The organism is Nocardioides lianchengensis, assembly GCF_900101465.1.
GTDB lineage: Bacteria > Actinomycetota > Actinomycetes > Propionibacteriales > Nocardioidaceae > Nocardioides > Nocardioides lianchengensis.
In genome coordinates this window covers 36363-57150 of record NZ_FMZM01000017.1, presented here as the reverse complement: position 1 = coordinate 57150, position 20788 = coordinate 36363, and the positions used below count along the sequence as shown (strand labels likewise).

The window sequence follows — 20788 nt, the reverse complement described above, 5'->3', positions numbered from 1 at the left end:
GCGACCGTCTCCAAACCCCCGCACCCGACCAGCGACACCGACCCACCGGGTCTCGAGACGGGCCCCCGTCCCTCCTCAACCACCAGCACTCACCGCACCCCACCCCACCCCGGTGGTTGAGGAGGTCGCGCAGCGACCGTCCCGAAACCCCCGCACCCGAGAAGCGACACCGACCCACCGGGTTTCGAGACGGGACTCCGTCCCTGCTCAACCACCGTCAGCCGTGGGCGGCGACGTCGGCCCTCAGGATCTCGGGCCACCGGGCCAGGTCCTCCGGCGTCCGGGCGACCTCGAGCCGGGTCTGCGGCAGCAGCCCGGCCAGCGCCTCGGCCGTGGAGACCGGGTGGGCGGGGTCCTCGGTCCACGACAGGATCGTCACGGGTACGGCGAGCGCGGCGATCCGCTCGGCCGGGGGCAGGTCGCTCTGCGCGGCGCCGCGCAGCAGGGACGGCAGCAGCTCCTCCGACACGTCGGGCAGGGTGTCGGGGGTGTGCGCGGTGGCCGGGGGTGACGGGGCGAGCCGACCGGCCTCGACGAACGCCGCCATCCCCGCGGTCTCCACGATCTCGGCGGCCCGGAGGTAGTCGTCGGCCTTGGCCGTCCGGGTCGCCCAGGCGGTGGGCGGGATGACCAGGGTGAGCCCGGCGAACCGCTCCGGCTCGCGCACCGCCGCGTGCAGCAGGGTGCCGGTGCCCATGGACGGGCCGACCCCGTGCACCTGCTCACCCGGGAACGACGCGTCGAGCAGCCGCAGCAGGTCCTCGGCGAGCACCGACCAGCGGTAGTCCTCGGGGACCGCCCGGCCGCCCGAGCGACCGTGGCCGCGGGCGTCGTACCGGAGCAGGCGGGTGCCGCTGAGCCCCCGACCGAGGTCGAGGTCGAGCAGCCGGTCGCGCTGGCGGCTGGAGGTGAGGCCGTGGAGCTGGACGACGGGATGCCCGCCCTCGTCACTCAGCTCCACGTCGAGCTCGGCCCCGGGAACGGTGAACGTCGGCACGTCGGCTCCTCGGACACAGGGTGAGGGCCCTAGGTTAGCGGCATGCGGCTGACCAACGTCGCGCACCTGCGACTGCCGTTCGGTCGGCTCTGGGGCTACGACCTCGAGGTGCGTGGATCCGGCGATCTCCTCCCGGTGTCCTTCGACCAGCGGCGCCACGTCGGCGCCGGTGACCGGCCCGGTTCGTGGATGGCGCTCTCCTTCCGGCTGTCGGCCCCCGTGGCCCGCGACGACCTCGCCGCGGCCTGGCTGGCGGTCGTCGAGCGGCACGGCACGCTGCGCTCCGCCTTCGTCCCGGGTCCCGACGGGCTCCCGGCGCTGCGCGCGATCGAGGTCGCGCCCGGCGGCTGGACCGAGCACGCGGTCGCGTCGGGCCAGGCGCCGAACGACGCCTTGCGCGCCGTGCTCGACGACGCGTGCTCGCCGTACCGTCGGCCCTCGCACCGGCTCTGCGTCCTGGAGACCGCGACCGGTCCGACCGTGGTGATCGCCGCCGACCACGCCCACGTCGACATGTGGTCGATGCTCGTCGTGGCCCGCGACCTCCTCCAGGCGTACGGCGAGGTGCGGGGCGGCCGCTCCCCCGCGCTCACCCCTGTGCCGGCCTTCGCCGAGCACACCCGCGCCCTGCGGGCCCGTCCGTCCGCGCCGCCCGAGGTCCGGTCCCGCTGGGCCGAGGTGCTGGCGGCGTCCGGCGACGTGATGCCCCGCTTCCCGCTCCCGCTGGGCGACGTCTCGGCGCCCCAGCGCGAGCGGGTCGAGGTCCGCGACGTGCTCGACGTCGACGACGCCGCCGCCTTCGCCGCCCAGGCCCGCGAGGACGGCGTCTCGACCCTCTCGCTGGTCGTCTCCGCGATGACCGCGGTGACCCGCGACCTCGGGGACGTGCCGCTGCGGGCGGTCTTCCCCGTCCACAGCCGGTACGACGCCACCTGGCACGACTCGGTCGGCTGGTTCATCACCAACTCGGTCCTCGAGTCGGCCGACCCCGCCCCGAGGGCGTGCTCGGCCGCGGTCAAGGAGGCGATCGGGCTCGGCTCCTGGCCGCTGGAGGACATCCTCGAGCCGTGGGGCGGGATGCCCGAGGCCCCCGGCATGTTCGCCATCTCCTGGCTGGACCTGCGCCGGCTGCCGGTCCGCATCGACGCCGCCGGCCTCGAGGCCCAGTACGTCGGGGCCGCCGTCCGCACCGACGGCGTGATGCTCTGGTTCGTGCTCGACGACGCGGGGCTGCACCTGCGCTGCCGCTACCCCGACACCCCGGAGGCCCGACTCCACGTCGGCGGCTGGCTGGACGCGCTGGTCCAGCGGCTGCGCGCCGACGCCGCCGCCTCGATCGGCGGTCGCCTGGTCCTCGGCGACCGGGTCTTCCGGGTGCAGCGGGCCGCCCGCACCGACGCGGCCGACCTCGTCGCGCTGCTCGCCGACGACGAGATCGGGCGGACCCGCGAGGGCGCCGACCTGGTTCGCTACGAGACGGCGTACGACGCGATCGCGCGCGACCCGGCGCAGTACCTCGCCGCCGTCCGGGACGAGGGCGACCGCATCGTCGGCACCATGCAGCTCACGATCGTCCCGGGCCTGTCCCGCGGCGGCACGACCCGGCTTCAGGTCGAGGGGGTGCGCGTCGCCGGCTCCGCCCGGGGCACCGGCCTCGGCACCGCGATGCTGGAGTGGGCGCACAACCACGGCCGCGCCCGCGGCGCCACCCTCGCCCAGCTCACCACCGACAACGCCCGTGGCCGGGCGCACGAGTTCTACCGACGACTCGGCTACGAGGACACCCACGTCGGGTTCAAGCGGCCGCTCTGACCCCCTGCAGCCGGGGGTCAGAGCGGCTGCAGCCCGGTGATCACCCAGGTCCGCCCGTCCCGCTCGGCCGTCACCCGCAGCTGGGCCGCCGAGACCGACTGCTCCTCGTCGTCCGCCCGACTGCTGCGCTGGTCGAGGAAGACCAGCAAGGTGGCCTTGTCCTTCGTGAGCTCCTGGACGCCGGCCAGCTGGACGACGGCACTGAGCGTGAGCTGCTGGCCCGGGGCACGCTCGGCGAGGCTCTCGAACAGGGTGTCGTACTGCTCGCGGGCCTGGCCGCGGAGCACCTGGTCGGCGAACGCGCGGGTCGCCTCCGGCTGGGTGTAGTCGTAGCTCAGCACCTGGGTCAGGCCCCGGGACACCACGGTCACGATGCCGTTCTCCGTCGACCCGGCCAGCTGGGCCCGGTTGTCGAGCACCGGGTCCTGCTGGAGCGAGTGGGCCTGCCAGGCGAAGGCGCCCGCGACCACGAACAGCACGGCGGAGACGGCCAGCACCAGGCCTCGCCGTACGCCGATCCGGCGCATCACAGTCCCACCGCGACCTGCTGGAGGTTCTCCAGCTTCCACCGACCACCGACCAGGACCAGGTCGGCGGCGAAGCGGTTGCGCTTCACCGTGGGCTCGGCGTCCTCGTCCCCGCTGACGCTGACCTCGACGGCCACGATCAGCGTCGCCGTGCGCTCGGTCAGCTCGGTGAGCGCGGCCTGGACGACCCGCCCCTGGGCCACCTTCTTCTGGTCGGCCAGGAGCTGCTCGTCGTCCGGCTCCATGGCCACGAGCTGGTCGTGCAGCACCCCGGTGGAGACGTCCTGCCAGGCCTTGATGCCGGCCGCGACGTCGCGGTGGTCCATCGAGTTCATGGTCTCGACGGCGGCGGTGCCCTCGATGACCGCCGCGTCGCGCAGCTCCGCCCGGGTCCGGTCGGGATCGTTCGCGGCCGAGCGCCAGAAGAGGACGGCCGCCACCAGCGACAGCACCGCGAGCGCCCCCAGGACCCAGACCGTCAGACCGACGCCCGGTGGTCGCCGCTCGGTGGGTGGCTCCGGGCCTTCCTCCGAGGTCTCGGGATCCTTCACCGGCTCGACCGGTGCCTCCGAGACCTCCGGCGCCTCCGACACCTCCGCCGTCGGACCGGCCGAGCGTCGGTTGCGGATCTCGAAGCGCGGCTCGTCGTCGCTCACTGCGTGCCTCCCAGCAGGTCGTCCATGCTGTCGGGGGGAGCCAGCACCGTCGTCCGGCGGCCCCCCTTCTTCCTGTCGTCCCCGGGCAGTGTCGCGCCCGGCCCGCGCACGTTGCTGCCGGTGGACGGATCAGCGTCGCAGCCGGCATCGGGGTTGAACTTCTGGCCGGGGCTGGTGTCGGTGCCCGGACGCATCTCGGTCTTCTCGTAGCCGTCGGTGCAGGGCAGCGGGGTGAAGAACGACGTCTGCAGACCCGACCGCATGCCCTTGCTGGTCATCACCGCGTACGTGATGGAGATGCCCTCCGGCAGCCGGATGAGCGTCTCCTTCACCCCGGCGGCATGGGTCCCGAAGACCTGGGCCGTCGAGACCAGGTTGCCCATCAGCTGCCCGAGCGGCTGGCCCACGGAGCGGAACAGCGCGTCGAGCTGGCGGGCGGCCGCCGGGGTCTGCTCGACCAGTCGGCGCCAGTCGTCGTCCTGCTCGTCGAGGGCGTGGGCGAGCAGCCGCAGGTCCGAGCTGAAGCTCGTGAAGCTGGCGGCCGCCTTCTCCTGGGTGGCCAGCACCGTCCCGGAGCTGTCGATCAGGCTGACCGTGACGAGGAAGTTGCGGTCGGCGGTCTGCGCGAAGTCGGACGAGGTCTCGATCAGCCGGGCCAGGTGGGCTCCGTTGCCCCGGCTCATCTCGTACCCCTCGTCGATGACGGTGTTCAGCGCGTCCGAGGGCACCGAGGCCACGAAGTCGCGGCTGCTGCGCAGCAGCCCGTCGATCGACGGCGGCAGGTCGGCCGCGGTCAGGGTGAGGTGGGCCCCGTCGGCCAGCAGCTCGTCGCCGACCTCGCCGCCGCGCAGGTCGAGGTACTGCTCGCCGATGGCCGAGCGGTTGACCACCCGGCCCTGCACCTCGGCCGGGATGTCCGGGGCCCCCCGCTCGATCCGGAGTACGGCGTGGGCGCCGTCCCTCGACGCGGTCAACGACTCCACCCGTCCCACCGGCACCCCGCGGTAGGTCACCTCGGAGTTCTCGAACAGGCCGCCGGCCTGGGGCAGGTCGACGGAGACCTGGTAGCCGCCGAGGAACCGGTCCAGCCCGACGTACTGCACCGCCAGGAAGGTGGTGGTCAGCAGGGACAGCACCACGAAGACGACGACCTTGGCGCGGGTCATGGTCGTGAGCATCAGTCCTCCTCCCCCGGCGTGGCGGACTCCGACGAGGAGGCCGCGGCTGTCGGCACCTGCACTGACGGCTCGGGCAGGCCAGGCAGCGCCGAGTCGGTGGGCGGCAGCAAGGACGGTGACGGCGAGACCGACGCTGAGCCCGAGGCCGAGGGCGACGCGCTGGCCGACGGTGAACCGGACCCGCTGGGCGAGCCGCTCGCCGACGGACCGCCTGAAGGACTGGACGACGTGGAGGCCGAGGCCGACGGCGACCCCGACGCACTCGGGAGCGTCATCGGTGCCGACCGGCCCGCGTCCGGGTCGAACGGGTCGATCGGGGGCATCGCCCCGGGGTCGTCCAGCTGCGGCCACGGGCATCCGAGGCCACGGCAGCTGGCCGGGAGCGAGGTGTAGTTGGCGGTGGCGAAGACGTTCAGGTAGTCGCCCTTGATCGCGCCGAGCACCGCGTCGGGGAACGGGTAGGTCAGCAGCAGCTCCAGCGAGTTCGGCAGCGCCGACCCCGACTCGGCCAGCTCCCGCAGGATCGGCTCCAGCAGCTCCAGGTCCTCGACCATGTCCTGCTGGGACGCGTCGAGGGTGCGCAGGGTGACGTCGCTGAGCCTGTCGAGCGATCCGAGCATCTCGACCAGCTGCTCGCGCTGGTCCACCAGGACCTGCAGGCCCGGGCTCAGGCCGTCCAGCGCCGTGGCGATCTTGTCGCGGTCCGTCTCCAGGGTCTCCGACAGCGAGGCCAGGGAGTCGAGCGCGGCGGTCAGGGCGCCCTTGCGCGAGTCGAGCGAGCTCATGAACGTCTCCATGTTGCGCAGGAAGCCGCGGATCTCCTCCGGCCGACCGGCCGAGACCTGCTGGAGCTCGCGCGAGATCTCCTGGAAGCGGCCCAACCCGCCACCGTTCACCACCAGCGAGAGGGCACCCAGGACCTGCTCGACCTCGGCGACCTGGCTGGTGTCGGCGATCGGGATGTTCGCCCCGGTGCTCAGCGAGCCGGGGCCCTCCTTCCCCTCCTCGGGGCGCACCAGGGCCACGTACTTCTCGCCCAGCAGCGACGTCTGCTGCAGCCGGGCGGTCGTGCCGGTCGGCAGGTCGACGTCGCGGCGGACCAGCAGGGTGACCCGCGCGGTCCGCCCGTCGGGATTGAGGTCGATGCTCTGGACCCGGCCGACGGCGATGTTCTCCACCTTCACGCTGCTCTGCGGGACCAGGTCGACCGCGTCCTGGAAGTCCGCGGTGATCCGGACCGGGTCCGAGCCGACGTCGGCACCGCCGGGCAGCGGCGTCTCGTAGAGGTCGTTGCCGAGCCCGCAGCCCGTCAGGAGGGCGGCCAGCCCGAGCGCGGCGGTCCAGCGCGCAGCCGTACGACGTACCGCGGTGCTCATCGCCCGCTCCCGTCCCTGGCACCGTCGACCAGGGTCGGCGGTGCGTTCTCCGAGGTCCGTGCGGTCAGCCCGTCGTCGCTCCAGATCGAGACCTCGTTGACGTTGCCGCGCCCGACGATGGCGTTGTACTTCTCGTCGTAGGCGTCGAGCAGGTTGTGCAACAGCAACGGGGCCAGCCGCACGGTCTCCTCCAGCGACCTGCGCTGCCGCTCGAGCGCCTTGGTGGTCGGCACCAGGTTCCGCACGCTGGTCTGCAGGTGGGCGCGGTTGTCGCGGATGAAGTCGTCGAGGACCGTCATGGCGTCCGCCAGGTTCTGCGCGGCCTCCCCCATGTGCTCGCGGTCCTCGGCGAGGAACCCGGCCACGTCGGCGAACTGCTCGTTGACCTTGGCGACCGTCGCGTCGTTCTCGACGAGCATCTCGTTGAGGTCGTCGAGGTTGGCGACGGTGCCGAAGAAGTCCTCGTCCAGCCCGGCCAGCGTCGCGCTGGCCGCCCCGAACTCGCGGATCATGGTGTTCAGGTCCTTGCCCTGCCCCTCCAGGTTGTCGGCTCCGACTTTGAGGAGCCGGTTCAGGGCCCCGTTCTTGTTCGCGCCGCGGGGACCGAGCGCCTCGGACATCTCCTTCAGCCCGCCGTACAGCTCGTCGATCTCGACAGGTACGGCGGTGCGGTCCTGATCGATGACCGTCCCGCTGCCGAGCCGCTTCTCGCCGGAGTCCTCCACCCACGGCTCGGTCAGCTGCACGAACCGGTCGCTGACCATGGTGGGCGCGATGATGACCGCCCGGGTGTCGGCGGCCACGGCCTGGTCAGGGTCGAGCTCCATCCCCACCCGCACGTGGTCGCCCTCGGCGCTGACCGTGGTGACCCGCCCGACGGGCACGCCGAGCACCTGCACGTCCGAGCCGGGGTAGAGCCCGACGGAGGAGTCGAAGAGCGCCGTGACCCGCACCGGCTCGGTGCCCAGCAGCGACCGTGCCCCGAGAGCACCGACCACCACGAGGCCGGCGACCAGGGCGGCCACCAGGATCGTCCGCATCCGCTTGCTGATCACTGGCTGCCTCCGGGCTTGCAGTCGCGGACGACGTCGTTGCGGAGCTCGGGCAGGCCGAGCTGGTCGAACAGTCCGCACAGGTAGGCGTCGGCCCAGGGGCCGTTGCCGGTGGCCGAGGCCAGGACCCGGTAGTAGGGCCCGAGCTTGCCGAGGGCGTCGTCGAGGTTCTTCTGGTTGCGGTTGAGCAGCGCGCTGACCCGGTCGAGCTTGGCCAGGGCGGGTGCCAGGGTCCGGTCGTTGTCCTCGACCAGGCCCCGCACCTGGGTGCCGAGGTCGCGGGCGCCCAGCCACATGGAGTGGAGGGCCTCGCGCCGGTGCTGCAACTCCCCGAGCAGCGCCGAGCCGTCCTGGAACAGCGCGGCCAGCTCGTCGTTGCGGTCGGCGAGGGTGCCGGTCACGCCCTGGGTGGCGTCGAGGAGCTCGGCCAGCTCGGAGTCGCGCGAGGAGATGGTGCGCGACAGGTCGGTGAGCCCGCCGACCATCTTCTGCACCGACTTGGGGGTGTCCTCGAACGCCGTCGCCAGCGCGTCGAAGCTCTCCTCGAGCTGGACGGTGTCGATCTCGTTGAGCTCGGTGGAGAAGTCCGAGATCGCGGCGTTCACGTCGTACGGCGTGGTGGTGCGCTCCAGCGGGATCGCCCCCTCCAGGGTGCCCTCACCGAGCGGGTCCACGGCCAGGTACTTCTGGCCGAGCATGGTCTTGACCTCGATCGAGGCCGTCGTGGCCGATGGCAGCTCGACGTCCTTGGCGCGGAAGTAGACCCGCACCTGGTCGCCCTCGAGGCGCACGTCGGTCACCTCGCCGACCCGCACCCCGGCGACCCGGACCTCATCCCCGGGTCGCAGGCCGCCGCCCTCGGCGAAGATCGCCTGGTGCACGCGGCCCTCCCCGACGACGGGGAGCGAGGTCATGTTCATCGCGGCGTAGAAGGAGACGCCCAGGACGAGCAGGCCGACCACCGCGATCACGACACGGTTGCGCTCGGCGAACGCGCGGGGGAACCGGGACATCAGCGGCACCTTCCCGCGACCGGCTTGACCCCGACGTCGCCCATGTAGCCCTCGGGCAGCGGGATCCGTCCGTCCATCGAGCACAGGTAGAAGTTGAGCCACGAGCCGTAGCTGGCGGTCCGGCCGATCCGGTCCAGCTTGGTGGGCAGCAGGTTCAGGAACCGCTCGACGTCGGTGCTGTGCTGGTCGAGCGTCTCGGAGAGCGTGCCGAGATGCTCGATCGAGCGCCGGACCGATGGTCGGGTGTCACCGAGCAGGCCGGCCACCCGGTCGGTCAGCTCCCCCAGGCCCTCGATGGACCCGCCGATCGCGGCGCGGTCGGCGGCCAGGCCCGACACCAGCTGCTGCATCGTCCGCACCGTGGTGTCGAGCTGGCCGGACCGGCTGTTCACGGTCTGCATCACGCTGCTGAGGCTGGTGATGAGCTGACCGATCACCTCGTCCTTCTCCGCCAGCGTCGTGGTCAGACCGGCGGTGCTCTCCAGCAGGCCCTCGACCGTGGCGGCCTCGCCCTGGAACACGGCCAGGATCTGCTCGCTGAGCGCGTTCACGTCGTCGGAGTCGAGCAGCCTCATCAGCGGCCGGAAGCCGTTGAACAGGACGGTCAGGCTGAGCGCCGGCCGGGTCTCCTCGAGCCCGAAGGTGTGCCCCGGCTCGACCATCGTGGCGGCACTGGCCGGCACCGGGTCGCCGGCTGTCGTGCCCGCGGCGTCCGAGCCGGGCTGCTTGATCGCGAGGTAGCGCTGCCCCACCAGGTTGCGGAAGTTGATCTGGATGACCGCCCCCCGCTCGACCGGCACCCCCTTGCGGATCGTGAACCGCACCCGGGCCAGCCGCCCCTCGGTGACCGCGACGTCGAGCACGGTGCCGACCTTGACCCCGGCCACCCGGACGTCGTCGCCCCGGTTGACGCTGGTCGCGTCGGCGAAGACCGCGGTGTACTCGACGGCCTCGCCGGACGAGCTGTTGCGGATCGTCATCGCCAGGATGCCGGTGGCCAGCACGGTCACGACCGTGAAGACCAGACTCTTGATCCCGATCACCCAGAGGGGACCGTGGTTGGCGTCCTTCGTCATTGCAGCACCACCTTCGTGTTCCGCAGGCCCGGGCCCAGGAGCAGGCTGTTCCAGCGGGGGTAGTCGTCGGGCGCCAGGCCTTGCGTCGGTGCGACCAGCTCGGCGATCAGCTGGTTCTCGCCCGGGGAGTTGGCGTCTCCGAGCCCGCTCAGCGCGGTCAGGTAGGAGTGGGCGACGTTGCCGGGGGGCGGGCCGATCGGCTCGGGGTCGTCGGTGTCCGCAGTCCTCGTCGTCCGCTCGGTCTGCGGCCACACCAGGTCGGCCGACCGGTCACTCGCCCGGGGCGGCTTCGTCCCGACCTTGCCGGTGACGTAGGGGCAGCGGGGCGCAGGGGTGCCCTTGGTGAACCGGACCTGGTCGTCCTTCGCGAGGTACTTGCTGCGTGCCGGCATCACCGTCAGCACCGCGTGCATCCCGGGCTCGTCGGTGCCGACGCCCAGGGTCGTCTCCATCTTGTCCTTCATCCCGGCCACGGCCCGGAAGAGGCACGGGAACTGCGAGGCGTACGGCGAGGTCGCCCGCAGTGCCGCCTTGCTCTCCTCGCTGAGGACCACGATGGTGTCGTGGTTGTCCGCCACCCAGCCGCGGGTGGTGTCGGAGGAGCTGATGACGCTGGCGTACACCTCGCGCAGCTCGGTCTGCTTGTCGACCAGCGTCGAGGCGGTCGTGGTCATCGTGGCCAGTGCGTCGACCAGGTCGGGCGCGGCCACCTGCCACTGGTCGGCGACCCGGGCCAGGGAGGCCAGGTCGTCGGCCATCTGCGGCACGTGCGGCTCCAGCTTGCGGACGTAGCGCGACCAGGCCACCATCGCGTCGCCGAGCCGCTCCCCCTGGCCGTCGAGCATGTCGGCGAACTCGCCGAGCATCGCCGACAGCTTCTCCGGCTGGACCGCGCGGAGCACGGGCAGCAGTTCGTCGAGGACCTGCTGCAGCTCGGCCGCCTCGGCGGAGGCGTCCTGCCGGATCACGTCGCCGGCCTGCAGCGTGGTGCTGCTCGGATCGGCGGGGACCACGAGGGCGACGTACCGCTCGCCGAACATGGTCTTGGGCAGCAGTCGCGCGACCACGTTGTCGGGCACCAGGTCGAGCGTCTCGGGGTCGAGGGCCAGCTCCAGGTCGGCGCCGGCGTCGGTGGCGCTGATCTCGGTGACCTGCCCGACCGGCACGCCCTGGAACTTCACGTCGGAGCCGACCTTCAGCGCGTTGCCGACCACGTCGGTGCGCAGCGTGACGTCGCGGTGCGGGACCAGCGCCCGGTCGTAGGCCAGGTAGGCCACGGTGAGCAGCCCGGCCAGCACCGCCAGGGCCAGCACGCCGACCAGCAGGTCGAGGGCCTTCCCGGGCCTCATCCGGCGATCCGCACGGTGGTGGAGGCGCCCCACAGCGCCATCGACAGGATCAGGTCGAGCAGGGCCACCGAGACCAGGCTGCGTCGTACGGCGCGGCCCACGGCGACGCCCACGCCGGCCGGCCCGCCGGTGGCCTGGTAGCCCATCCGGCAGTGCACCATGATGATCATCACCGAGAAGATCAGCACCTTCACGAACGACAGCAGGATGTCGATCGGCGGCAGGAACAGGTTGAAGTAGTGGTCGTAGGTGCCGGCCGACTGCCCGTAGACGAAGACCGTCACCATCCGCGCCCCGCCGTACGACGTGAGCAGGCCGATGACGTAGAGCGGGATGATCGCGATGAAGCCGGCGATCACCCGGGTGGTGATGAGGTAGGGAACCGGCGAGACGGCCATCGCCCGGAGCGCGTCGACCTCCTCGTTGATCCGCATCGCGCCGAGCTGGGCGGTGAAGCCGGAGCCGACCGTGGCCGACAGCGCCAGCGCGGCCACCATCGGGGCCACCTCGCGCGTGTTGAAGTAGGCGGAGATGAAGCCGTTGAGGGCCGACGCCCCGATCTGGTCGAGGGCGGCGTAGCCCTGCATGCCGACCACGAACCCGACCGAGAGGGTCAGGCCGAGCATCACGCCGATGGTGCCGCCGATGACGGCCAGCGCCCCGGAGCCGAAGCTCACCTCGGAGAGCAGCCGCAGCACCTCCTTGGGGTAGTGCCGCAGGGTCCGTGGGATGTCGATCAGGACCTGGGCGTAGAAGCGCACGTCCCGGCCGAGCCGGGCGACGCGGCCCACCGGCCGGCCGAAGATCCGGACCGGGGGTGAGGCGGAGCGGGTGCCGGCCACGTCAGGCCCCCTTCATCGGGACGAGCGTCAGGTAGAGCGCGGTGAGCACGAAGTTGACGAAGAAGAGCATCAGGAAGGTGATGACCACGGACTGGTTGACCGCGTCGCCGACGCCCTTGGGACCGGGTGCGGTGTTCAGCCCGCGGTAGCAGGCGATCACGCCGGCCAGGAAGCCGAAGACGATCGCCTTGATCTCGCCGATCCACAGGTCGGAGATCTGGGCCAGGGCCGTGAAGCTGGACAGGTAGGCGCCCGGCGTACCGCCTTGCAGGACGACGTTGAAGAAGTAGCCGCCGAGCACGCCGACCACCGCGACCAGGCCGTTCAGCAGCACCGCGGCCATCACGCACGCCAGGACTCGGGGTACGACGAGGCGCTGCACCGGGTCGAGGCCCATCACCTTCATCGCGTCGATCTCGTCGCGGATGGTGCGCGAGCCGATCTCGGCGCAGATGGCCGCACCGCCGGCGCCCGCGATGACCAGCGTGGTCACGATCGGCGATGCCTGCTGGACGACCGCCAGCACGCTGGCCGCGCCGGTGAACGACTCGGCGCCGATCTGCTTGGTCAGCGTCCCGAGCTGCAGTGCGATCACCGCGCCGAGCGGGATGGAGATGAGCATGGCCGGCACCCAGGAGACGCTGACGACGAACCAGAACTGCTGGAGCAGCTCGGCCGCCGAGAACGGCCGGCGGAAGGTCGCCCGCACGGTGTCGAGGGCGAGGGAGAAGAGGTGCCCGGTCGCGTCGAGCGCCCGGACGGGGAAGGGTGGCCGGCGCAGGGACCGGTCTCGGTCGGTCTCCTCGTCGTCGGCGACATAGAGGCTCGCCGCTCCCGACGTGACCCGCTGCCGGTGCCGCTCGCCGCTCGCGCGCACCGCGCCGGAGCGCGGCTGGAGCTGACGCGGCAGCACCTCGATCGCCCGGGCGGCGGTGTGCACCATCGACCCGCCGGGGTACGGCTCATCGTCGTAGTTGACCGGCTCCGTACGACGGTGGTCGGCCTCCTCGCTCATCCCGATCGGCCCGTCCGGGTCGCCGCTCATGAACTGGCTGACCACCGGGTGGTCGGTGACCAGGAACTCCTCGCGCGGCCCGAACATCACCAGCTCGCGCCGGTAGAGCATGCCGAGGTTGTCGGGCAGCGTCCGCGCGAGCTCGATGTTGTGGGTGACGACCAGCATGGTCGCGTCGGTGGCGGCGTTGACCTCGATGAGCAACTCGGCGAGGTTCGACGTCCGCACCGGGTCGAGGCCCGAGTCGGGCTCGTCGATGAGAATGATCTCGGGGTCGGTGACCAGCGAGCGAGCCAGGCCGGCCCGCTTCTTCATGCCGCCGGAGATCTCGCCCGGCAGCTTGTGCTCCTGCCCGACCAGCCCGACCATGTCGAGCTTCTCCATCACCACCTCGCGCACCTTCGACTCGTTGAACTTCGTGTGCTCGCGCAGTGGGAAGGCCACGTTGTCGAAGACGTTCATCGAGCCGAAGAGCGCGCCGTCCTGGAAGAGCACCCCGAACTTCTTGCGGAGCTCGAGGCGTCGCGACTCCCGGGCCGAGACCATGTCGACCCCGTCGATCAGCACCTGGCCCTCCTCGGGCTTGGTCAGCCCGATGATCGACTTCAGGAAGACCGACTTGCCGGTGCCGGAGGGCCCCATCATCGCGGTGATCTCACCGGGGGGCAGGGTCAGCGTGACGTCGTGCCAGATGTTCTGCCGGCCGTACGTCTTGCTGAGTCCGGTCACTTCGACGGATCCACCCACGGGAGGTCCTCCTGGGTTCGTAGGGGTGGCCCCGAGGGACCGAGTTGAGATGTCGGACAGGCAGCGGTCTCCCGCGGTGTCGTGTGACGCCGATCACCGTTCATCGAGGACAGCCTGCAGCGTCTGGTAAGCAGGTCAGACAGGAACGGGAAGATCGAGGACAACGAGCGCCGCATGTTGTGACGTGAGTGACAACATGCCGCTGCCGATTAGTGTCAGTCGTCCTCGCGAGCGGGATAGGCGAAGGGCTTGACGCCCACACAGCCGTCCGTCACCCGCCCACCGAACTGCGTTTCTCCACCGGCAGCGGAGCCCAGTTTGGGACTCGACACGCCTGGCGGCATCGGCGATTGGGCACCGTTCACCCTGAGGACACAGGGCCACCCGGCCCGCGCGGAGATCGGGTTGTCGGGTCCGGACGCAGAGAGCGTCAGCAGGTCGGACAGGTCGTCGCCAGCGGAAGTCGTGCAGCCGGTGAACGGCGGAATCGTGATGGTGCCGCTCAGCTGTCCGCCCCAACTGGGATGAAAGTAGGTCGCGGGATCCTGGGTTCGATACCAGTCTTCGATCGTGTTCGTCGTGCGATACGCGTCCTCGATAACGTAGGCCGGGCTCAGCAGGCTCACGGGCGCTGGCTCGCGGGTCCGACAGTCCCCGTCGAGCTCCAGGTCCACCCCGTCGATGCGGACCGCGAGGACCCGGACATTGACACTGTCGTTGATCGCAGCCGCCTCGTAGGATCGGTCCAGGCGATCCGATCCGGGATATCGAACAAGTCGATTCCGCATCGTGATGTCAAAGGGAATCGGATAGCCGTCCTCGCGCCGCTGACTCACCTGGATCGTCGCCTCCACCGGCATCATTCCGAAGCCGACCGAGCGAACCGTCATCGATTCCAGATACCCGTAGGTGGCGGGAGCCCCCTGCGGTGACACGAAGTAGGCCTGTCCCCGGACCCAGTTCCTGCCTGGCTCACCGTCTTGGTTCCCGAAGAACACCTCGCTGACGGCCATCCCCGTCGGGCTGCGGAACCACTGCTTGGCCCGCGTGGCGTAGGTCAGTCCACCCTGGGACGTATTGGTCCAGGCTCCGAAGGTCGCGTCGGGCAGACCCGGATACCACTCGTCGGCCTGGGAGGACTGAACCCCTGACATCACCAGGGCCACCAGCGCTGCCGCCACACCTCCGCGGAGCAGGATCCGTGTTCGCATGCGCTCACCCTGGGGGCGTGACGACGGCCACACAAGCGGTTCGTCTCGATCACGTCGAACCGAGCTGTCGAGTTGTGATGCCGGTGACAACTGCTGGCGGCGGCGCCTGGTGGTCAGTGGTAGAAGTTGATGCCGCGGCCGATGGTGCCAGCGGTGACCTTCAGGTTGAACCGGATGTTGTTCAACACGATCGTGCCGCCGTTGGTGACCAGGCCCAGGCAGCCGAAGCTCGGGCTCCGGGTGGTCAGGCCGGTGCCTTTCAGGACGATGTCCTGGTAGGTGACACCGCTGACGGTCTTGATGGCCTCGTCGAAGTCGACACCCATCGTCCCGAGCACGTGGAAGGAGCAACCGCCCAGGATCGAGACGCGCAGGCAGGGTCCCGTCGGAGCAGCCACGACCGGGATGGACGCCGAGCCGTCCACATCCGACGGATCGCCACCTGCTGTGGCGCCGGAGTCGACCGCGTTGGTGTCGTGGACGATCGAGTCGGCCATGGTCACAACGACGCGGCAAGCGGCATCGTTGACCAGCGTGATCACGGCGTCATCACCCCACCACGAGTCGCAGGCGACACTGAGCGAACCGAACCGGAGCTGCGGTGCCGTGTTCGGACCGCGGTCCACCTCGCCCCCGACGGTGCCGCCAATGCAGCCCACGGTGAAGCCGCCGAAGGTCGCGCCGCCGGACTTGAAGATGCCGTTGACGGGAACGGTGCCGGTGGCTCGGACGTCGTTCACGTCGACGCCCGAGATTGGACCGTGCGGGGTCACGGCCTGGACCTGGCCAGAGCCCAACGCCAGGAATCCGGTGACCATCGCGGCCGCACCGAGGGTGAGGATAGTGCGCAGGTTCATGGTTCTGCTCCTTGCGGGAGGCGGCAGGTACGCCGGGCGACGGCCCCGGCGCCAGCCTGCCGCTCCGCGGCGAGGGTCGCCAGAGGATGCCGGGCCCCACGAGAAGGTCGAGCGATTTCCGCTCTTCCTTCTCCGATGCCTTGCCAGGCGCCAGCGCGATCGTGCAAAAGGCGGGTTCCTGATGAAGGCGAAAAGGTGGTGGCCGGCCCCGGAATGGGCCGACCACCACCTTGGAGCCGAGGGGCGGGCTACTTCACCTTGAACTTCTTCACCCCAGCGCTGCCCTTGACTCGCGGAGTGCCCAGGTACTTGATCGTGACGGTGTAGGCACCTCGGTAGCCGGTCCTGGACTTCGACCGGGTCTTCTTGATCGACAGCTTCCCGAACTTCTTGACCGACAGCTTCAGCGCACCGCTCGCCGCCACCGTCACGGTCTTGGACACGATGACCTTCCGGCCCTTCAGGATCGTGACCACGGCCCGCCCGGCGGGCGAGCGAGACGCACCGACCTTGCCGCTCACGTCGAGTTTGGCTGCCCTCTTCGCCACCTTCACCGAGACCACCCGGGTCGACGAGGACACCTGCTGAGGCGCCGGCGGGGTCGCCTTCGGCACGACCACCGAGACCGAGGTCGAGCTCACCGACGGCTCACCGGTCTTGGTCGCTGTCGACCGGTAGGCGATGGTCTTGCCGACCATGCCGGACGTGACCGTCAGCGGACCACCGGCACCGGACACCGGCACGCCGCCCACGAGCCACTGGCTCGCAACCGACTCGGGGCTCGCCGAGAACACACCGGGTACTCCGGTGACCACCGAGCCGACCTTCGCCGTCCCAGAGAGCCGGGGCGCGTCGGCAGGCAAGAGTCGAGTGACGATCGCACCGCCTGACATCAGGTTGGTTGTCGGGGAGAAGTCGTTGCCGAGCGTGAGGTGTGAGATCGGGCGCCCGCTCAATCCGTCGGGCAGACCCTCGGGCGCCTCACCGAAAGGAGGCTGGCCGCCGTCTGCACCGGATGCCCACTGATGGATGACCCGGTCGCGATCGACCATCACGAATCCCGGGCTGTTGCTGTGTCCCAACAGCAGCGGGTCCGCTGCGGCGACCGTGGCCGGCAACGGCATCTGATTTCCCGGGTTGCCCCAGGTGACCAGCGAGTCGTCGGCCAGCCAGGCCAGGACTCCCGCATATCGGCGCGCGATGGCCTTCACGCTGCCGGGCTCCGAGGTCGCCGCCGGGCGACCCTGCATCCCCTGCAGAGCCCCCCACTGGACAATGGAGCCGTCCGTGGTCAGGGCGGTCACCGTGAAACCGTCCTGGAGAATCTGCGAAGCACGCAGACCTGGGGGTACGTCTGTCACCCCGTTCGCCGGGCCGCCCCAGGCCACGACGGTTCCGTCGCCCTTCACCGCCACCGCCAGCTCCTCGCGGAGGTCCAGCTGTGTCACACCCGTGAGCCCCGCTGGGACGTCGAGGGGGGTCGGCCGGGCGCGCTTGGGTCCCCAGACCAGCACTCGGCCGTCACGCGTGACCGCACCGCCGTAGCCACTGGGCGAGTAGGCGATCTGCGCCACCTTCTCCGCAGTCACCACGGTCGGAATCTGCTGGACCCGGAACTGATTCCCTCCCCAGCCCACCACCCGACCGCCCGCGGTCAACGCCAGCACGGCGTCATCTACAGGGAGCACTTGGGAGAACGCGATATTCGCGTACTCCGCAGGGACGCTCCCCTGCCCATAGGTGTCTTCTCCCCACACCACCAGCTCCCCTGCCAGTGCCAGTGGGACTGACCTCCCCGCGACCGACAGTGGCCCCGGGCCCGGTTCCTCGACCTCGGCCGATGCCGGCACCACCGCCGCCGCACCCATCAGCAACCCCGCCACACCGGCCACCATTCCGGCCGTGCGCCACCGTGTCTGCATCGCTCTCCTCCGTAGCTCGTCAAGGCCACACCCGTGACGTGACCCGGGCCACAACGTAGGTCCGGCAGCTACGTCGCGCCCGGGGATGCGCGAACTGAGCCAAGGGAGATCCAGAACTTGTCACCCAGGTGACTAAAGGCCGTGTGCGATCGATCGTTCCGGGCGCCGAATAGCGCACCGAGAGGTCGTCCGACAACCCTGCGGACACAAGTCGACCGAAAATCGTTGCTTCTCGCGGAACCGAGCCCCGATGGCTGGCGAGTGCGTGTTCGGCATCACATCCTGCCGTCAGGTGTCAATCAGGCACCCACCACCTGAAGGCAAGGATCCCCCATGAATCTGCGCAAGGTACTCACCCTCGGCGCCGCAGTCCTGACGGCCGGACTGATGACGCTGAGCTCGGGCATGGCCCAGGCCACCGGCGTGTCCGGTTCGATCGCCGGCGTCGACGTGAACGGCGTCCGGACCACCGGCACCGTGCCCGTCAACGGCATCTTCAAGTCCGGCACCGCCACCTTCGCGGGCTTCACCGCCGGCTGTATCGGCGGCACCGTCGCCGGAGACGTCGACCGCGGACCGAACACCGCGCCGCAGTTCCGGTTCAGCTCGCTCAGCATCACCTGCGACTCGCCGCTCGGCGACGATGCCGTGATCACGCTGGTCAACAACGCTTCGTGCCGCATCAACGTGAACATGGTCGACGACAACGTGCACGACCTCGACTACGTCGACACCGGTGAGCCCAAGGGCGCCAAGATCGGCAACGTGAACGGGTCGGCCTCGATCCCCAACGTCGCGGCCCCCACCGGGCCCTGCCTCCGGGTGACCGTCCTGGGCGCCTGCACCTTCCACGTGCTCGGCACGATGGGCGTCAACTTCGACGAGGCCATCAAGACCGTGAGTGGCGTCACCTACCAGGACATCGTCCTGAAGGGCACCGGCCTCACCACCCGCAGCCCGAGCTTCGGCTGCCTGGGCCTGGTCACCAACGGTGGCTCGATCACGCTGAACAACATCCGGTTCAACGTGAAGGTCACCGCCGGCACCACCGGCCGCGGCATCAACTTCTACAACTGACCCATCCCGCACCACTACCCGGTGGCCCGGCGACAGCGTGCTGTTGCCGGGCCACCGGTCCGTCCGGGCTGTGACGTGAGCACGTCGCGTTTGTGAGGACCATCACAACTTCCAGCCCCGTCTTGCGCGATTTTCGTCCGAACTTCACCGCAGCCGTACGTCGGTCAGCAAGATCGGCGCTCACCTGGGAGGGAACCGCCTCCATCGATCTGGGAGAAACTGACCATGCGATTGCGCACACTTCTGGCCACCACGGTGTCCAGCGCCCTTGCTCTCGGAATCGCGAGCGTCCCGGCGCTCGCCGTACCCGTCCCGGACCCGGCCGGAGCCGGGACCGTGATCGCCTGGGGGGACCCTGAGAACCCCAACGGCGGACCCGCGCTCGCGGTTCCCTCGGACCTCACGCAGCCGGTCCTCTCGATCGCTGCCTCCAACCGGGCCACGGGCGCGGTCACGCTCGACGGCCACGTCCGGGTGTGGGGCGCCGCCGGCGCCGCCGAGGCCGAAGAGGTCCCGTCTGGGATCACCGGTGCCGTCGCGATCTCGATCTCGTCCAACAACGGCGCCGTCCTCCACCAGGACGGCCGGATCACCGGCTGGGGCGCCCCGGTCGGGATCGACCCGGCTCCCGTGAGCCAGGTGCCGACCGACCTGCGGGCCAAGGCCGTCGCGGTGCAGGGAGGTCTCGGCACCGGCTTCGCCGTGCGGACCGACGGCACGCTCGCGGTCTGGGGCACCACCCCCGCGATCACCCCGCCCGAGGGCCTGAGCGGTCTGGTGGACGTGTCGGCGAGCCTCTCCCACATCATCGCCCTGCGCGCCGACGGCACCATCGCGACCTGGGGCAACCCGGGCCCTGCGGTGGACGCCGTCCCCGACTTCGGCGGCAAGAAGGTCGTGAGGATCGCCACCGGACCGAGCCGAAGCGGCGTCGTCTTCGAGGACGGCACCATCGAGATCTGGGGTTCGAGCGTCCCGTCCGGCGAGCCGGCCTTCGACGGCACCACAGCGGCCCAGAAGGTCATCAGCCTCGGCCTCTGGTCGGGCAACGCCGCAGCCGTGACCGCCGACGGCCAGGTGCACGGGTGGGGTTCCGCCGCACCGATGGCCACCGTCCCGAGCACGCTCGAGGACCGACCCGCGTCGGCGGTCGTCGTGGGCAACTTCCACGTCGCGGCCATCGCGATCACCTTCCGTGACCTGACCAAGCCCACGGTCGCCGGCGAGCCCACCGTCGGCGAGACGCTGACCGCCACGCCGGCCACCTTCTCGCTGACGCCCGATGCTCCCGCCACCGGCCAGTGGTACGCCGGCGACGCGCCGATCGAGGGTCAGACCGGCACCACGCTGCCCCTGACCGCCGCTCAGCTGGGCAAGGCGATCAGCTACCGCAGCACCGCCACCCGCGGCGACGACACGGTGATCTCCTCCTCGGTGCCGACCGGAGCGGTGACCCCGGCGGTCGTCGCCTCGACGACGACGCTCAGCGTCAGCCCGGCCAAGGGCGCCGTCGGGACGGCTCGCACCGTCACGGCGACGGTCGGCTCGACCGGCACCCCGACCGGCTCGGTCGCCTTCACGCTGGGTGCCACCACCGTGTCCAAGCCGCTCGCCGGCGGCAAGGCCACGTGGACCCTGCCCACCACGCTGGCCGCCGGCAGCCACCGGATCACTGCCTCCTACGGCGGCGACTCCACCACGGAGCCTTCCACCGCGACCCCGGTCACCATCAGCGTCGCCAAGGCCGTTGCCAAGGTCTCGGGGAAGGCCAAGGCCACCGGCAAGACCAAGAAGACCGCCAAGAGGGTGTCGGTCACCATCACGGTCAAGGCCCCCCGAGGCGTCTCCCCGGCCGGCAAGGTCACCATCGCGCTCAAGGGCGAGAAGAAGCTCACCGTGAGGGTGAACGCGAAGGGCAAGGCCACAGCCACCTTCAAGACGGTCAAGCGCGGCAAGCACACCGCCACCGTCAAGTACGCCGGCAACGCCAACGTCGCCGCCGCCCGCACCAAGGTGAAGCTCAAGGTCTGAGCGACCACCCGACCGGCCGGGGCCGGGGCTCACCTCGGGGTGCGCCCCGG

The 20788-nt window shown here is 70.7% G+C and carries 17 protein-coding genes; 3 read left to right on the top strand and 14 right to left on the bottom strand.

Features of this window, described 5'->3' with window-relative positions:
• Window positions 1-217: 217 nt before the first annotated feature.
• The gene (locus BLT76_RS23845) at window positions 218-997 is read right to left on the bottom strand and encodes an alpha/beta fold hydrolase (RefSeq protein WP_090860811.1); all 780 of its coding nucleotides are present in this window, start codon (window positions 995-997) and stop codon (window positions 218-220) included.
• 42 nt (window positions 998-1039) lie between these two features.
• On the opposite strand from BLT76_RS23845, the gene BLT76_RS23840 reads away from it, so the two are divergent.
• Entirely contained in the window at window positions 1040-2809 is a 1770-nt protein-coding gene (locus tag BLT76_RS23840; protein ID WP_090860810.1) for a GNAT family N-acetyltransferase, read from the top strand.
• A 17-nt stretch (window positions 2810-2826) separates the two neighbouring features.
• Here the strand turns inward: BLT76_RS23840 and BLT76_RS23835 are convergent, their stop codons facing one another.
• The 13 genes from BLT76_RS23835 to BLT76_RS23770 form a co-directional block, all read right to left on the bottom strand.
• Window positions 2827-3339, bottom strand: a complete 513-nt coding sequence (locus BLT76_RS23835) for a hypothetical protein (RefSeq protein WP_179714426.1) — start codon at window positions 3337-3339, stop codon at window positions 2827-2829.
• The gene (locus BLT76_RS23830; protein ID WP_090860808.1) at window positions 3336-3992 is read right to left on the bottom strand and encodes a hypothetical protein; all 657 of its coding nucleotides are present in this window, start codon (window positions 3990-3992) and stop codon (window positions 3336-3338) included. Before BLT76_RS23830 ends, BLT76_RS23835 begins: the two co-directional genes overlap by 4 nt.
• Complete coding sequence (locus BLT76_RS23825) at window positions 3989-5170, bottom strand: MCE family protein (RefSeq protein ID WP_170867231.1); 1182 nt, start codon at window positions 5168-5170, stop codon at window positions 3989-3991. Before BLT76_RS23825 ends, BLT76_RS23830 begins: the two co-directional genes overlap by 4 nt.
• Window positions 5170-6546, bottom strand: coding sequence for an MCE family protein (locus BLT76_RS23820; RefSeq protein ID WP_090860871.1), 1377 nt, complete (start codon window positions 6544-6546; stop codon window positions 5170-5172). The genes BLT76_RS23825 and BLT76_RS23820 overlap by 1 nt, the downstream gene beginning before the upstream one ends.
• Window positions 6543-7586: an MCE family protein gene (locus BLT76_RS23815; RefSeq protein ID WP_139175840.1), complete on the bottom strand. Its 1044-nt coding sequence runs from the start codon at window positions 7584-7586 to the stop codon at window positions 6543-6545. The genes BLT76_RS23820 and BLT76_RS23815 overlap by 4 nt, the downstream gene beginning before the upstream one ends.
• Before the next feature lie 11 nt (window positions 7587-7597).
• Entirely contained in the window at window positions 7598-8611 is a 1014-nt protein-coding gene (locus BLT76_RS23810; protein ID WP_090860805.1) for an MCE family protein, read from the bottom strand.
• On the bottom strand, window positions 8611-9687 hold the full coding sequence (locus BLT76_RS23805; RefSeq protein WP_090860804.1) for an MCE family protein: 1077 nt from the start codon (window positions 9685-9687) through the stop codon (window positions 8611-8613). The genes BLT76_RS23810 and BLT76_RS23805 overlap by 1 nt, the downstream gene beginning before the upstream one ends.
• On the bottom strand, window positions 9684-11036 hold the full coding sequence (locus tag BLT76_RS23800; protein WP_090860803.1) for an MCE family protein: 1353 nt from the start codon (window positions 11034-11036) through the stop codon (window positions 9684-9686). Before BLT76_RS23800 ends, BLT76_RS23805 begins: the two co-directional genes overlap by 4 nt.
• Window positions 11033-11878 carry an MlaE family ABC transporter permease gene (locus tag BLT76_RS23795; protein WP_244509550.1) on the bottom strand — a complete coding sequence of 282 codons (846 nt, stop codon included), beginning with the start codon at window positions 11876-11878 and terminating at the stop codon, window positions 11033-11035. Before BLT76_RS23795 ends, BLT76_RS23800 begins: the two co-directional genes overlap by 4 nt.
• A gap of 1 nt (window position 11879) precedes the next feature.
• Window positions 11880-13622: an ABC transporter permease gene (locus BLT76_RS26710; RefSeq protein WP_425287103.1), complete on the bottom strand. Its 1743-nt coding sequence runs from the start codon at window positions 13620-13622 to the stop codon at window positions 11880-11882.
• Between the two features lie 233 nt (window positions 13623-13855).
• On the bottom strand, window positions 13856-14851 hold the full coding sequence (locus tag BLT76_RS23780; protein WP_139175836.1) for a hypothetical protein: 996 nt from the start codon (window positions 14849-14851) through the stop codon (window positions 13856-13858).
• A 113-nt stretch (window positions 14852-14964) separates the two neighbouring features.
• Window positions 14965-15708, bottom strand: a complete 744-nt coding sequence (locus tag BLT76_RS23775; protein WP_090860801.1) for a hypothetical protein — start codon at window positions 15706-15708, stop codon at window positions 14965-14967.
• Between the two features lie 248 nt (window positions 15709-15956).
• Entirely contained in the window at window positions 15957-17630 is a 1674-nt protein-coding gene (locus BLT76_RS23770) for an RCC1 domain-containing protein (protein ID WP_139175833.1), read from the bottom strand.
• A gap of 333 nt (window positions 17631-17963) precedes the next feature.
• On the opposite strand from BLT76_RS23770, the gene BLT76_RS23765 reads away from it, so the two are divergent.
• Both BLT76_RS23765 and BLT76_RS23760 read left to right on the top strand, forming a co-directional pair.
• Window positions 17964-18707 carry a hypothetical protein gene (locus BLT76_RS23765; protein ID WP_090860799.1) on the top strand — a complete coding sequence of 248 codons (744 nt, stop codon included), beginning with the start codon at window positions 17964-17966 and terminating at the stop codon, window positions 18705-18707.
• Between the two features lie 225 nt (window positions 18708-18932).
• A complete protein-coding gene (locus BLT76_RS23760) occupies window positions 18933-20738 on the top strand; it encodes an Ig-like domain repeat protein (protein WP_090860798.1) in 1806 nt (601 codons plus the stop codon).
• Window positions 20739-20788 lie beyond the last annotated feature (50 nt).

Bases quoted from the DNA above. Each gene is read 5' to 3' on its own strand.
- BLT76_RS23760 (WP_090860798.1), top strand. From the start codon at position 18,933: ATGCGATTGCGCACACTTCTGGCCACCACGGTGTCCAGCGCCCTTGCT.
- BLT76_RS23820 (WP_090860871.1), bottom strand. From the start codon at position 6,546: ATGAGCACCGCGGTACGTCGTACGGCTGCGCGCTGGACCGCCGCGCTC.
- BLT76_RS23775 (WP_090860801.1), bottom strand. From the start codon at position 15,708: ATGAACCTGCGCACTATCCTCACCCTCGGTGCGGCCGCGATGGTCACC.
- BLT76_RS23800 (WP_090860803.1), bottom strand. From the start codon at position 11,036: ATGAGGCCCGGGAAGGCCCTCGACCTGCTGGTCGGCGTGCTGGCCCTG.
- BLT76_RS23765 (WP_090860799.1), top strand. From the start codon at position 17,964: ATGAATCTGCGCAAGGTACTCACCCTCGGCGCCGCAGTCCTGACGGCC.
- BLT76_RS23810 (WP_090860805.1), bottom strand. From the start codon at position 8,611: ATGTCCCGGTTCCCCCGCGCGTTCGCCGAGCGCAACCGTGTCGTGATC.
- BLT76_RS23805 (WP_090860804.1), bottom strand. From the start codon at position 9,687: ATGACGAAGGACGCCAACCACGGTCCCCTCTGGGTGATCGGGATCAAG.
- BLT76_RS23780 (WP_139175836.1), bottom strand. From the start codon at position 14,851: ATGCGAACACGGATCCTGCTCCGCGGAGGTGTGGCGGCAGCGCTGGTG.
- BLT76_RS23770 (WP_139175833.1), bottom strand. From the start codon at position 17,630: ATGCAGACACGGTGGCGCACGGCCGGAATGGTGGCCGGTGTGGCGGGG.
- BLT76_RS23815 (WP_139175840.1), bottom strand. From the start codon at position 7,586: ATGCGGACGATCCTGGTGGCCGCCCTGGTCGCCGGCCTCGTGGTGGTC.
- BLT76_RS23825 (WP_170867231.1), bottom strand. From the start codon at position 5,170: ATGCTCACGACCATGACCCGCGCCAAGGTCGTCGTCTTCGTGGTGCTG.
- BLT76_RS23840 (WP_090860810.1), top strand. From the start codon at position 1,040: ATGCGGCTGACCAACGTCGCGCACCTGCGACTGCCGTTCGGTCGGCTC.